The 12892-nt window shown below is 63.7% G+C and carries 14 protein-coding genes and 1 pseudogene; 6 read left to right on the top strand and 9 right to left on the bottom strand.

Translation table 11 applies throughout. The features are described 5' to 3' along the window. The first annotated feature begins 56 nt into the window (after positions 1–56). Positions 57–821 carry a UDP-2,3-diacylglucosamine diphosphatase gene (locus IGB42_RS12945; RefSeq protein WP_159672245.1) on the top strand — a complete coding sequence of 255 codons (765 nt, stop codon included), beginning with the start codon at positions 57–59 and terminating at the stop codon, positions 819–821. 41 nt (positions 822–862) lie between these two features. On the opposite strand, the gene IGB42_RS12940 is transcribed toward IGB42_RS12945, so the two are convergent. Then, positions 863–1588 (bottom strand): hypothetical protein, encoded by a 726-nt coding sequence (locus IGB42_RS12940; RefSeq protein ID WP_159672243.1) that lies wholly within the window; start codon positions 1586–1588, stop codon positions 863–865. A 181-nt stretch (positions 1589–1769) separates the two neighbouring features. Between IGB42_RS12940 and IGB42_RS12935 the strand changes: the two genes are divergently transcribed. Next, positions 1770–2990 carry a hypothetical protein gene (locus IGB42_RS12935; RefSeq protein ID WP_159672241.1) on the top strand — a complete coding sequence of 407 codons (1221 nt, stop codon included), beginning with the start codon at positions 1770–1772 and terminating at the stop codon, positions 2988–2990. Between the two features lie 371 nt (positions 2991–3361). Here IGB42_RS12935 and ispF read toward each other — a convergent pair whose 3' ends face one another. From ispF to rnhA, 4 genes are all read right to left on the bottom strand, one after another. Then, positions 3362–3844 (bottom strand): 2-C-methyl-D-erythritol 2,4-cyclodiphosphate synthase, encoded by a 483-nt coding sequence (gene ispF, locus IGB42_RS12930; protein WP_374705054.1) that lies wholly within the window; start codon positions 3842–3844, stop codon positions 3362–3364. A 2-nt stretch (positions 3845–3846) separates the two neighbouring features. Then, on the bottom strand, positions 3847–4536 hold the full coding sequence (gene ispD, locus IGB42_RS12925) for a 2-C-methyl-D-erythritol 4-phosphate cytidylyltransferase (RefSeq protein ID WP_159672237.1): 690 nt from the start codon (positions 4534–4536) through the stop codon (positions 3847–3849). Further along, positions 4533–5267 carry a DNA polymerase III subunit epsilon gene (gene dnaQ, locus IGB42_RS12920; protein ID WP_159672234.1) on the bottom strand — a complete coding sequence of 245 codons (735 nt, stop codon included), beginning with the start codon at positions 5265–5267 and terminating at the stop codon, positions 4533–4535. Before dnaQ ends, ispD begins: the two co-directional genes overlap by 4 nt. A gap of 448 nt (positions 5268–5715) precedes the next feature. Continuing rightward, positions 5716–6165: a ribonuclease HI gene (gene rnhA / locus IGB42_RS12915; RefSeq protein ID WP_159672232.1), complete on the bottom strand. Its 450-nt coding sequence runs from the start codon at positions 6163–6165 to the stop codon at positions 5716–5718. A 32-nt stretch (positions 6166–6197) separates the two neighbouring features. On the opposite strand from rnhA, the gene IGB42_RS12910 reads away from it, so the two are divergent. Further along, on the top strand, positions 6198–6470 hold the full coding sequence (locus tag IGB42_RS12910) for a hypothetical protein (protein ID WP_159672230.1): 273 nt from the start codon (positions 6198–6200) through the stop codon (positions 6468–6470). Positions 6471–6574: 104 nt separating this feature from the next. Beyond that, positions 6575–6778 carry a hypothetical protein gene (locus IGB42_RS12905; protein WP_159672228.1) on the top strand — a complete coding sequence of 68 codons (204 nt, stop codon included), beginning with the start codon at positions 6575–6577 and terminating at the stop codon, positions 6776–6778. Between the two features lie 14 nt (positions 6779–6792). On the opposite strand, the gene IGB42_RS12900 is transcribed toward IGB42_RS12905, so the two are convergent. Beyond that, positions 6793–7548, bottom strand: a complete 756-nt coding sequence (locus tag IGB42_RS12900) for a class I SAM-dependent methyltransferase (RefSeq protein WP_236822579.1) — start codon at positions 7546–7548, stop codon at positions 6793–6795. On the opposite strand from IGB42_RS12900, the gene gloB reads away from it, so the two are divergent. Then, positions 7547–8308 (top strand): hydroxyacylglutathione hydrolase, encoded by a 762-nt coding sequence (gene gloB, locus IGB42_RS12895; protein ID WP_159672224.1) that lies wholly within the window; start codon positions 7547–7549, stop codon positions 8306–8308. The two genes, IGB42_RS12900 and gloB, sit on opposite strands and share 2 nt — an antisense overlap. Positions 8309–8411: 103 nt before the next feature. Then, complete coding sequence (locus IGB42_RS12890) at positions 8412–10010, top strand: LysM peptidoglycan-binding domain-containing protein (protein ID WP_159672222.1); 1599 nt, start codon at positions 8412–8414, stop codon at positions 10008–10010. Positions 10011–10138: 128 nt separating this feature from the next. Here the strand turns inward: IGB42_RS12890 and IGB42_RS12885 are convergent, their stop codons facing one another. The 3 genes and pseudogenes from IGB42_RS12885 to IGB42_RS12875 all read right to left on the bottom strand — a co-directional run. Beyond that, a complete protein-coding gene (locus IGB42_RS12885) occupies positions 10139–11350 on the bottom strand; it encodes a zinc ribbon domain-containing protein (RefSeq protein WP_159672220.1) in 1212 nt (403 codons plus the stop codon). Then, positions 11347–12414 (bottom strand): hypothetical protein, encoded by a 1068-nt coding sequence (locus IGB42_RS12880; RefSeq protein ID WP_159672218.1) that lies wholly within the window; start codon positions 12412–12414, stop codon positions 11347–11349. The genes IGB42_RS12885 and IGB42_RS12880 overlap by 4 nt, the downstream gene beginning before the upstream one ends. A gap of 20 nt (positions 12415–12434) precedes the next feature. Beyond that, positions 12435–12892: pseudogene (locus tag IGB42_RS12875) on the bottom strand (hypothetical protein); the annotation flags it as partial.

The raw sequence follows: 12892 nt of genomic DNA, 5'->3' as shown, positions 1-12892 counted from the left end.
CGATACACGGTCTGCAAGCGCGGTCCCCGGGCCGCGCTTTTTTATTGCCCGCCCCCATGACCGACGAAGCCACGCTGCTTTTCATTGCCGACCTACACCTGTCACCCGCAGATCCTGCGACGGTGGCGGCTTTCCACGCCTTCCTGCAGGGGCCGGCCCGCACCGCGACCACCCTTTACGTACTGGGTGACCTGTTCGAAGTCTGGATCGGCGACGACCAGCTGGACGATCCGTTCTATGCCACGCAGGCGCAGGCATTCGCACAACTGGCCGGCAACGGCACTGCGGTCCGCTTCATGCCGGGCAACCGGGATTTTCTGTGTGGTGCACGCTTCGCACGCGAGGCCGGGCTGACCATCCTGCCCGACCCCACTGTCATCACGCCATTCGGCGCGCCGGTGCTGCTGGCGCACGGTGATGCCTATTGCACCGATGACGCCGCGTACCAGCGCTTTCGCCGCATCGTGCGCAACCCGCTCACACAGTGGCTATGGCGGCGGCTACCGCTGCGGATACGCAACCGCGAAGCCGCCAAGCTGCGCCAGCAATCGCAGCAGCACAACCGCCAGAAGTCCGCATATATCCTCGACGTCAACAGCACGGCGGTGGAAGCGGCGATGCGCGCAGCCGCCAGCCAGCTATTGATACACGGCCACACGCACCGGCCGGCCTGCCACCAGCACGCAGGCGGCACCCGCTGGGTATTGCCGGATTGGCACGAAGGGCGTGGCGGCTATCTGCGCCTCGATCGGCACGGCACGGCCATGCTGCGGCTTGATGGCAGCGATTTCTTCGATCAGGCCCTGAATCCGCCAGGCTGAAAAACCCCGGCCCCGAGCTGACCCGCAGCCTAGCCTGGCACTTAGCGCGCTTCCACCCTCACCCACACCGTATAGCTGCCATAGCTGCTGCGCCTGCTGCCCGACAGCACGCCGTTCACGCTGCTGCTGCCATCGTCATTGCTCGAGCCCACCGGCAGCCATTCGCCCACCCGGCCGCTGACCTCGCTGTACACACCGCGGCTGGTGATCGAGCCATCACCGGTGAAGCGGTTGCTTTGCGGATACAGCCGCAACTGCACGATATCGCCTTGCACATGCGGCTCCACCCAGAAACCGGTTTCCGCTGCCTGCCATGCACCGCCACGCGTGACGATGGCATAGCCCGGCCGGTAGATGAAATTGAGCGTGGGGTAGAAACGGCTTTGCCCCAGCGAAATCATTGCCCGCCCGCCATCCATGGTGCTGACGCTCTGCGTAGTATTGCTGCGATAGCTGCGGTCATTGCCACCGCCATAAATCGCCACGCCACCACCGATGCCGCGATTGGAAATGATCACGCCGCCGCCCACATCGACATTGCTGCGGCTGCCACCGCCGTTGTCGCGTTGCGCCACCGTCACGGTCAGCTGGCGGTTGGGGGTATCGAGCCGTGCCGCCAACTGGGCGATGCGCTCGAAGGTGGCGTTGTCCGGCGCGCGGATCACCAGCTGACCATTGAACGCCTGGATGCTGGCCTCCGGGAATGCCTGCTGCAGCGTTGGCGCCAGCTCGCCCGCCAGCTTGTGACTGAGCAGCAGCACATCCACGCGATCTGCGTGGCACACCGCAGCCGCACACAAAAATGCAACAAACACACCATGACATACGCTTATCCGCATTTTTGCCCCGCTTTGGCTGCTGCCGTTTGACTTGCTGCCATGCAGCAACTATCCCCTAGTAAGACAGCAGCACCATACCTCTGACCACTTGCCGTGCGAGGGAACCACCATGACACGCTTTCAAGCCATGATCTACGCAAGCTGTGCCTTTTTGACCGGTACGGCGATGGCCGGCGATCTGTTCCTGATCGACGCCACCATGAACGGCCAGACTGCCCACGCCGGCTTCAACACCGCCGAGGATGCCGCCAATCTCTACACCACCGGCGAGCTCGATAATATCCTGCCCGGTTACAACGGCACGCAGGCGGTAGTCTCCAGGCTGAACTTCCGCGGCATGCCGGTCAACCTGTCCTACCCTACCGCCGGCAGTACGCTGATGGTGTTCGATGTACCCAGCATCAATGAGCACAAGACCTTCCAGGGCGCCACCCGTGATGAAAGCCAGGCGCAGTTCAAGGACTATCTGGAGAAAAACCCCGACCTGTTGGCACGCATGCAGAAAGAGCTGGTGAAGGTATCGCCGGTGGACCCGGTAGCCGGCAACCCCAACAGCCTGATGTCGCGCACCGCCACACTCGATTACGCACAGGGCTTTGCAGTCGGCCCCACCGGTGCGAGCGGCGGCGATGGCGTCAACAAGTTCGGCGTGGCCATCACCTACAGCCATATGGTGACCGATGCGGTGAACGGCCTGTCTTCACAGGACAGCGATACCATCAGCCTGCCGCTGAGCTACAGCCACCGCTTCGACGAGCCCAATCACGAGCTGATCGTGAACCTCCCCCTCAGCTACACCACCAACAATGGCGCCAAGAGCTATGACGCCGGTGCCGGCATCCTGTACCGCTGGCCGGCGCGCGAAAACTGGGTGCTGAGCGTGGGCGGCAACCTGCGTGCCACCGGATCGGTGGATCTGCTGTCCGGCGCGGCGCTGGCATCGGGCACGCTGATGAGCAGCTATGTGTTCGGTGATGTCGACGCCCCCTGGACGCTGACCATGGGCAACATGATCAGCTATTACCGCTCGGTGAGCGGCAAGATCAATGGCTCGAGCTACAACCCGGAACTGAGCAACATCATCTACAAGAACGGCCTGCTGTACGCGCACAAGCTGGGCGGAGACGAGCGCACCGTGGAAGTGTATATCGTCGATACGCGCTTTTCGGGCACCGACCTGTTCAGCAGCTATCAGGATGAAATCGGCATCACCTACGGCACACGGCGGCCGTCGCACGCCAGCGCAACCGATTACCGTGGCGGTATCAGCCTGCTGACCGGCGAGAACCTCAAGACCTCGTTCCAGCTCAATTTTGGTGGCTGGTTCTGACGCGTCGCATTGCCTGATCGCAGTGGAGTGAATTGAAACAGGATCCGGGCACCCGGCGAAGCCGGGTGCTTGCCAGCGCTGATGATCAACCAGCGGCGCTCGCCGATTTGACGCCACTCCCCCCGCCCTCGCCGCCCGCGCCGCGATATGTGATAACGATCAAGACTGTTGGCACGGCATCCGGGCACCCGGCAAAGCCGGGTGCTTGCCAGCGCTGATGATCAGCCAGCGGCGCTCGCCGATTTGACTCCACTCCCCCCGCCCTCGCCGCCGCGAGGGCGCCTCGCTACCGCTCGAAAGGGCTGCCGGGTTGATGGATACCCATGAGCGGGGTACTGCGCAGCCAGGGTTCGCCGGCCGCTCCGCTTCTGTTATTCCAGCGGCAGCAGCAGGCAAACCGCCTGCGCTTCGACGGCTTCACTCTGGCCTACCGGGCCGAGCTGCTCGTAGGTTTTGGCTTTGACGTTGACGGCGCCGGCAACCACGTCGAGGTCCGCAGCGATATGCGCGACCATGGCCGGGATATGCGGCGCCATCTTGGGCTGCTGGATCAGGATGCTGGCGTCCACATTGCCCACGCGCCAGCCGGCATCGTGCACGCGGCGCACCGCCTCGCGCAGCAGCACGCGGCTGTCGGCGCCCTTGAATTCGACAGCGGTATCGGGAAAGTGCCGGCCGATATCGCCAAGGCCGGCAGCGCCCAGCACCGCATCGGTAATTGCATGCAGCAACGCATCGGCATCGGAATGGCCGAGCAGGCCCTTGTCGAACGGGATATCCACGCCGCCCAGGATCAGCTTGCGGCCTTCCACCAGCCGGTGCACATCCCAGCCCTGGCCGATACGGAATGGCAGATTCATGTATTCCTCGCTTGCAGGATCAGCGCAGCCAGCTGCAGATCCTGCGGATAAGTCACTTTCAGGTTCCATGGACTGCCGCGCACCAGCGCGGGTGCCAGCCCCTGTTTTTCCACTGCACTGGCCTCATCGGTAATATCGGGCCCCAGCCCGGTTTCCAGTGCGCCGGCCAGATCGGCCAGCCGGAACATCTGCGGCGTTTGTGCCTGCCACAGACCATCGCGCGGGTGCGTATGGTCGATCTGCAGCGCGGGCGTAGCCAGTTTCAGCGTATCGGCCACCGGTATCGCCAGGATGCCACCCACCGCGTGCCCGCACAGCAGGTCGATCATGCCCGATACCAGCGCGGGGTCGATACACGGCCGCGCGGCATCGTGCACCAGCACCCAGGTATCGCCGGGCATGCCGGCCGACAACGCCTGCAGGCCATTCAGCACCGATTCGGCCCGGCTGCCGCCGCCGCAGCGCAGCACCATCAGCCGCCCGAATGCCGACCAGTCGTAGCTATCCCACCATTCATCTGCGGCGGAAAGCACCACCACGATGCGGGCCAACTCGGGCACCGCATGCAATGCATGCAGCGTATGCCAGATCAGCGGCTTGCCCAGCAGGTTCAGGTATTGCTTGGGTGTTGCGCTTTCCATGCGGCTGCCGCTGCCGGCAGCGGGCAACAGCGCGATCGGGCTCATGCGCTCACGGCCGCCGGTGCGGTCAGCGCGCGCCACAGGCACTGGCCTTTGACTGCCTTGTCGAGATCATTCAGGTAAGCGTTGTGCGCAGCCGCTTCTTCCGCGCTCAGCACCGCCACGATCAGCGGCTTGCGCTGGCGGCGCGGTGCGCCATCGGCACCGGTTTCGCTGTCGCCACCGGCAAAATCGATCAGCAGACTGTCCTGGCCGCGCGTCATCGCCAGATAGACCTCGGACAGCAGCTCGCAGTCGATCAGCGCGCCGTGTAGCGTACGGCCGCTGCGGTCGATCTCGAAGCGGTCGCACAGTGCATCCAGGCTGTTGCGCTTGCCCGGGAACATGTCCTTGGCATCGCGCAGCGTATCGATGATGCCGCTGACGTAATCGGTGATCTTGCCGCGCCCGAGCTTTTCCAGCTCCATGTTCAGGAAGCCGACGTCGAACGGGGCGTTGTGGATGATCAGCTCGGCACCCTGCACGAAGCGCAGGAAGCCATCGGCGATATCGGCAAACTTCGGTTTATCCGCGAGGAATTCGGTGGTCAGCCCGTGCACATTGAGCGCACCTTCCTCCGAATCGCGCCCCGGGTTGATGTAGCAATGCAGGTGGCGATCAGCAGGCGACAGCTTGCGGTCTATCATTTCGACCGCCGCGATTTCCAGGATGCGGTTGCCATCTTCATGGCGCAGGCCGGTGGTTTCGGTATCCAGAATGATTTGCCGGGTGGCCATACGCAGTGCAACCTCATGGTGGGAACATCAAGCGGGCGATTTTAACATCGGCTGCCGTCTGTGGCTGGCAACGCTGCGCAACGGTCTTGCCTGGCAGGACGGCCACACCTGACTTCATGGCCAGCAGACATCAGAATCGCCCCATGCAATATCACTTCATTTTCGGGGTACTGGACGGCCATTAGATATCAATCTGATGGATACGTCCCATGCATTCCGTTCCCCCGCACGACACTACCGTTACGCTGTTCAGCGTTGACGGGCAGGTGCGTGTCTTCCGTTCCCTGCGCGCTGCGCCTTGGGATGAAATAACGGTGAGTTGCCGCGAAAACCGCAACTAGAAACAATATCGCAAAACCCGCTAGCGCTAAGCGGGCACCAGCCCATCAGCACTATGCGCCATGCATTTGCCCGCAAGTGCATGGCTTGCCAGCAAGTGACGCGAGGATCAGCGGGGGCTACCGAGCCCGATCTCCACACCGCGATTGGCCAGTGCATCGGCACGCTCGTTGCCTTCGTGGCCGGCGTGGCCCTTCACCCATTCCCATTCGATCTGGTGCTGCTGCGTGGCGATGTCCAGCCGCTGCCACAGGTCGGCGTTCTTGACCGGCTTCTTGTCGGCGGTTTTCCAGCCGTTCTTTTTCCAGCCGTGTATCCACGTCTGGATGCCGTTCTTTACGTATTGCGAATCCAGAAACACGCGCACCGCGCACGGCCGCTTGAGGATTTCCAGCCCGGCGATCACCGCCATCAGCTCCATGCGGTTATTGGTGGTGTCCGGCTCGCCGCCGCACAGTTCCTTTTCCTGCGATCCGTAGCGCAGCCACACCCCCCAGCCGCCCGGGCCGGGGTTGCCTTTGCAGGCGCCATCGGTATAAATCTCGACTGTGGTACTCATTCTTTCCCAACTCAAAGTGATGCGGAGACGCCATGCGCCTGCTCGTACTGCTGTTCTGCTGCACCGGCACTGTGCTGGCAGCGCCGTTCTGTCTATGGAAGCCGCCTGGCGATGCCAAACCCGAACGCTACCTGAATCTGACCGTGGTGCAATACGTTGATTATGTCGACAATGAACTGCGCGTGTCGTACGGCGGCGGCAACCTGGGCAGCGGCCACGAAGTGAAGATTGCGGTAAAGGGCCGGGAAGAGGCGCTGAAAATCCTGCAGGACATGCGCGACAGCGCCAGGCGCTGCGATCAGTAGGCGGCACCGGGCGCCCCGCTTCGCAGCCGTGCTGCCGCACATCCGGCTGATTTGCCTGCCGCCCCCGCGGGGCCTAGCTTGGAGACTTGCAGGAGAGGTCCATCATGCTACCCAAACCGGTGTACGAAGCGCTGCCCTTTGTTTACTTCGGCCTGGGCATGCTGACGATGGCCGCGCTTGATTCACCAGCCAAGTATCTGTCGATACTGCTGCTGGTGGCTGCGGGCGGGCTGGTATTGTTCATGCGCCATAAAAACCGGCACAAGCATACGGATAACAGGCACACGCACAAGCATTTCCACATGTGACCCGGCCGCAGCCGCTACTTGCACTTGTCCTTGCCGGCCTGCGCCTTCATCCGGTCTATTGCTGCCGCCGGGCTGCCGGTGGGCACTTTCACCCGCTTCCATTGCGGCTCAATCACGCGCATGCCGCGTACGCGCTTGACCACGTCCAGACAGTAGATGCCCCCTGCGGCGGGCCACCAGCGATCGCCGGCGGTTTCCATGAAGCCGCTGCGCGCCAGCACGCCTTCGCGCTGCACCGGCGGGCGGTAACACAGGTATTCGCCACGCACGGTTTCCAGTCCCAGCAGCGCCAGCCAGTCTTTCAGCCTTGGCATCGCCACAAATTGGCCCTGCCAGGGCATTTCGCCATTGCGCTTGAGCTTGCGCATGCCCCACAGGCTCCATGGATTGAAGCCGGTAACCAGCAACCGCCCCTGCGGCGCCAGCACGCGCTCGGCTTCGCGCAAAACCGCGTGCGGGTCCAGGCTGAAATCGAGCACGTGCGGCAGTACCAGCAGATCGAGTGATTGCTCGGCCACCGGCAGCGCGGCCGGATCGCAGCGCAGCCGGCACCCCTGCGCCAGCCCCAGCGTGGCACGCCATGGCATGCGGTTGGTGCGTAGCGCATCGAACTGTGGCAGTTCCAGCTGCACGGCCTTGTAGCCAAAAATATCCACCACGGTACGGTCGTACCAGTTACGCTCTTCGGCAGCCACGTACTGGCCTAGCGGCGTAGCCAGCCACGCGGCAAAATGATCAAAGGGTGAACCCACTTCACTAGGCAAAGCCATGTTAAACGTCATTCCCCTGCCGATATTCGACGATAATTATATCTGGATTGTCGAGCGCAACCGCCGCGTCGTCGCGGTGGACCCCGGCGACGCAGCCCCGCTGATGGACTGGCTGCAGGCGCAAGGGTTCACGCTGGATGCGGTACTGGTTACCCACCATCATAACGATCACACCGGCGGCCTGCCGGCGCTGCTGGCCGCGTCTCCGCAATTGCCCGTCTACGGCCCCGCCAGCATTGCCATGGTGAACCATGCACTGGGCGATGGCGATCGCGTCACGTTGCTGGACGAACACTTCGATGTGATCGCCACCCCCGGCCATACGCAGGACCACCTGTGCTACCACGGCGCAGGGCTGCTGTTCAGCGGCGATACGCTGTTTGCCGCCGGTTGCGGCCGCCTGTTCGAAGGTACACCCGCGCAGATGCAGGCCTCGCTGCAGCGGCTTGCCGAACTGCCGGACGCCACGCTGGTGTGCTGTACGCACGAGTACACGCTGGCCAACCTGCAGTTCGCTAGCGCAGCCGAAACAGGCAGCGCGGCACTGGCCGCACGGGTGGCCGCCGAAGCGGGCAAGCGCGCGCAAAACCGGCCCACGCTGCCCTCGACCATCGCGCTGGAGAAAGCCACCAATCCCTACCTGCGCTGCGACGAACCCGCGCTGATAGCCAGTGCGCTGGCACATGGCGCAGACGGCAAAGACCCGCTGGCGGTTTTCACCGCGCTGCGCAATTGGAAAAACACCTTTCGCCCCAGCTGAAAGCACGCTATCCATACAGCTGTAAGCGCCTGTTTTGGTTGACACATCCGCAACCCAACAGGCACCATCCCCGCATTCGAAAAATAGATAAGGCACGCGGCCCATGCAGCGCTCCCTGATCGCCGGTTTGCTTGCCGGTGTGCTGACTGGTCTGGCCACCGGCAGTGCCGTGGCAGCCCCTCCGGTTCCCGTTTCCCGCCTCGATTTCCAGCTTCGCGACCCCGCATTGCCCATCAGCGAAGATACCCGCGTCACCATTGATTCACTGTTCGGCCCGTTTGCCCAAGTACCGGCGTATACCGACCTGTGGTCGCGCGTACGCGCCGGCTTCATGGTGCCGGACGTGGACAACGAGCTGACCGAGAAGTGGGAAAACTACTATGCGGCGCGCCCGGAATACCTGAACCGCATCATCGCGCGCGGCGGCCGTTACCTGTATTACGTGGTAAACGAAGTCGAAAAGCGCGGCATGCCGATGGAGCTGGCGCTGCTGCCGATGATCGAATCGGCATACAACCCCAAGGCCGAATCGCCTGCCAAGGCTGCGGGCATGTGGCAGTTCATCCCCGGTACCGGCAAGCAGTACGGGCTGGAGCGCACCTGGTGGTATGACGGCCGCCGCGATGTGGTTGCCGCCACCGATGCCGCGCTCGATTACCTGGGCACGCTGCACGGCATGTTCGACGACTGGCAACTGGCACTGGCCAGCTACAACTGGGGCGAGAACGCCGTGGCACGCGCGGTGGGCAAGAACCAGAATGCCGGGCTGCCGGGTGATTACGCCAGCCTGCGCATGCCGGACGAAACCCGCAACTACGTGCCCAAGCTGCTGGCGGTACGCAACATCATCGCCAATCCGCAAGCGTATGGCATCCAGCTTGCCAGCCTGCCCAATACCCCCTACTTCGCCACCATACAACCCGGCCGCCACATGGACGTGAAGGTGGCCGCAGAGCTGGCGGAAATCCCGGTCGACGAATTGCTGCGCCTCAACCCGGGCTTCATCCGCCCGGTGATCGCGCACAAGGATGAGCGCAAGCTGGTGCTTCCGGCCGACAAGGTGGACGTGTTCGAGCGCAACCTGGCTGTGTTCGACAAGCCGCTGCTGAACTGGCAACCGTATGTGACCCGCTCCGGCGAATCGTTCGACAAGCTGGCCGGCACGTTCGGTATTTCCCCTGCCGAGCTCAAGGACATCAACGACATCGGCGGGCGCGAGCGCGTGGCGCGCGGCCAGACCATTCTGGTACCCATGGTGGCCAACCTGGATGTGTCCGAGCGCCAGACGCTGGTGGCGCTGGCAGTGAACAAGCAGGCCGATCCGCTCGATACCGGCGCGCAAGATGCACCGCGCAATGTGGTGATCCGCAATGGCCGCGAGCACCAGGTGGCACGCGGCGATACCGTATTCAATATCGCCAAGCGCTATGGCGTGAGCGTGGCTGCGCTCAAGGATGCCAACGGCCTGAGCGACAACACCATCCAGACCGGCCAGCGGCTGAAAATTGCTGCAGCAGAAGCGCCGGTCCGGGTCGACCGCAAGCAGAAGGCTGACAGCCCCGACTTCGTGGTGGTCAAGCGCGGCGATACACTGGCATCGATCGCCAAGCGTTACAAACTGTCGGTAGCCGACCTGAAGCGGATCAACAAGCTGGGCAGCAAGCGTGCGGTGGCACCGGGTTTCAAGCTGGCGCTGAATTGATCCGGCACTGCTGATCCACAGCCCCGTTCAAACGGGAAACGCACGCATGACGGCCTGTCCTGGACAGGCCGTCATCTTTTGCCGGTGCAGCCGGGCACACGCCAGGCCATATCCATCTGCAGCGTGGGCTACATGCCCAGCACCTCGGCGAAATACTGCTCGGCCAGCATCCAGCGCCCGGCACGCTGCATCAGCAATGCACGCTTTTCGATGCTGCCGCCGCCTTCCAGCCAGAGCTCGGCTGTGCATTGCGCGACTGCCGCGGGGCGCAATGCCGGATCGGCGCCTTCGCCCAGCAGTGGCGCCAGCGCCTGAGCATCCGATCCGGGCTGCGCCAAGTCGACCGCACTGCAGTTTTGCAACTTGACTGCCTTGTAGCGGTGCAGCTTGCCGAATGCCGAGCCATTCCACGCATCGCGTACCGCATCGGCCTCCGGGATGGCGGCTTGCGATGTGGCCGCCCCGCCGCCGCCGGCGGTCACCGCGGGCACTGCACCGGCCTGCCTGAGCTGCCCCGGGCGTTCCTCGTCACGCAGTACGCGCCAGTTGCCGCGCTCGCGCGCCATCATCAGTGGCAGCGTGCGCTCGGGCTGGATGCCCGGCAATGCCTTTGCCAAGCCGGGGTCTTGCGCCCATGCCACCGGATCACGCCATTTCAGCTGCGCCTGCACCTGCAGATAGGTGATATCGCCCAGCGTTTCGGTGTTGTCAGCCAGCGTGACACTGCTGACTGCATAGCCCGTGGCCGCACACAGCGTGCCATCGTGGATCGAGGTACTGGCATTGGGGGTGGCGATGAAGATCAGATGCGTGCGCGTGGCCCAGCCATCGCCGACCGATTTGAGCTGGGCCGGCTGGTATACGCCCAGTGGCACCAGTTGATCCAGCACCTTGCGCCGCGTGTCGAACGCATCGATCTCGATGCGCTGGTCATAGCCGATACGCCGATCGCACAGCGTGGCCTCGCCGAATGTGGCAGGCAACGTTTTCAGGTAGTCATTGATGATGGGCGCAAAACGCTCGCTCGACGCCGACTTGGGGCTGAGCCACAGGATGGCGCCCGCAGCGACGGCCACCACCGCAACGCCGGCGGCAATACCCGCCAGCAGTGCGGGGCGGCTGCGCAATCTGCCCAGCGGCCCGGCTGTGGTGGCCTCTCCATCACCTTGCAGGGCTGGCGCGTGGTCAGGCGCTGCCGGGTGTTGCCGCGCGCCGGCAATGCCGCCCTTGCCAGCCGGCATCAGCGCAACGGCGGTACCGCATTCGCCGCAAAAGCGTGCGTCAACATCCAGTGCGGCACCGCATTGCCGGCAGAAACGGGGGCGCTGTACTGCATTCATTTCAGCTTGCTGCCGCACTCACCGCAAAATGCATCACCAGCCGATACCGGTGCCTGGCAAACCGGGCACGGCAACACCGGGAGCGGCGGGGTCTGTGGTTCGACCGCGGTATAGGAAGCCGCCGGAGCGGGCGCTGCCGGGGTGGAAGTCGGATCGAGCTTCTGGCGAAGCTCGTCGCTCGCCTGGTTCAACCGTGCCGCCACATCGCTGGCATCGACATCGGCTGCCGCATCGATATAGGTGATGGCAATGCCCTTGAAGGTGACCAGCGCCGGCAGCACCACCGCCAGCGCGCCCAGCAGGCCGCTGGTGAATGCAATCACGCGTGATGCACTGATGGCCGTTTCAGGGTTGCCGCTGTACAGCAGGCTGGCCGATAACGACGTCATAGCCCCCACACCGGAGACGAAGACCACGCTCACGCAAACGCCGACCAGCAGCAGCGCCAGGTAGAGCAAGCCTTCATAGATCAGCACTTGCGCCAGGTTCTTGCGCACGATCGCCCACAGGTGGGCCACCGCGGCGGTAATGGTGCTGCCCGCCCAGAAGGCAGGTGCCGTCAGCGGGTAAACGATGAACATCAGCGCGAAGCTCACCAGGCCAAACGTGAGCACGCCCAGCGGGTAGACTACGAACAGCAGCACCGGGCCGATGAACGGGATCTTGCACAGCAACAGCAGCAGCAACATCATCAATGCCAGCACCAGATAGCCGCCGGCAATCATCAGTGCAAACAGGATCTGGCGGTGACCGGTAGCCAGCGCGGTGTTGATCGCCTGACGCACCGTGGGCACCTGCCCGGTACGCACTTCCTGCATCAGGTAGACGCCCACCGCAAAGAAGCCATAGAAGATGACAACGATGCCGGGGATGCCCAGCAGCAAGCCGGTAATGGCGCCCAGCGCGCCCTGCAGGTACAGGCTCAGGCCGGCAGCCGCGCCCAGCAGCAAGCCGCCTGCCAGCACGCTGGCCGCCAGCAGCAGCGCGGCTTTCCAGCGGGTTATCGCGCCCAGCGCATCGAATACCCTGGAAGCGCTGCTGATCTGTTGCGAAATGGTACTCATCTGCTGAACATCCTTGAAGGTTAACGACGGCGATCCAGGTTCTGTGTGGATTCACGCAGCTTCACGCAACCGGCATCACCGGGGTTGCTGAAGCAGTACGAGGTCTTGCAGCCTTCCCGCGCCAGGAACGTGCTCTTTTCATTACACGCCTCCAGCCCGGTGGCTTTGGCCGCTGCAGGCGCCTGGGTGGCCGGTGGTGCCGGAGCAGGCGTAGCCGCGTGTGCCTGGCTGGGCCGCACGGTAGGTACAGGCGTCGCCTTGACCTTGGGCTTGGCCGTTGGCTTGACCTTGGCAGCCAGCGTGGGCGCCACGGTTGCCGATGGCTCGGTGACGGGCACTTCGGTGGGCGCTGGCGTTGCGGGTTGCGTGGGTTCCGGTACCTCAGTGGCCGCAGGTGCTGCCGTAATGGTGACCGCCGGCGCAGAGGCGACTGGCGGCAACGCGGGCTCTGCCGGCTTGCGTGCGTAGAACCAGTACG

This window comes from Andreprevotia sp. IGB-42, assembly GCF_009848685.1.
In the GTDB taxonomy this organism is placed as follows: Bacteria; Pseudomonadota; Gammaproteobacteria; order Burkholderiales; family Chitinibacteraceae; genus Andreprevotia.
This window is presented reverse-complemented; position numbering and strand designations above follow the sequence as displayed.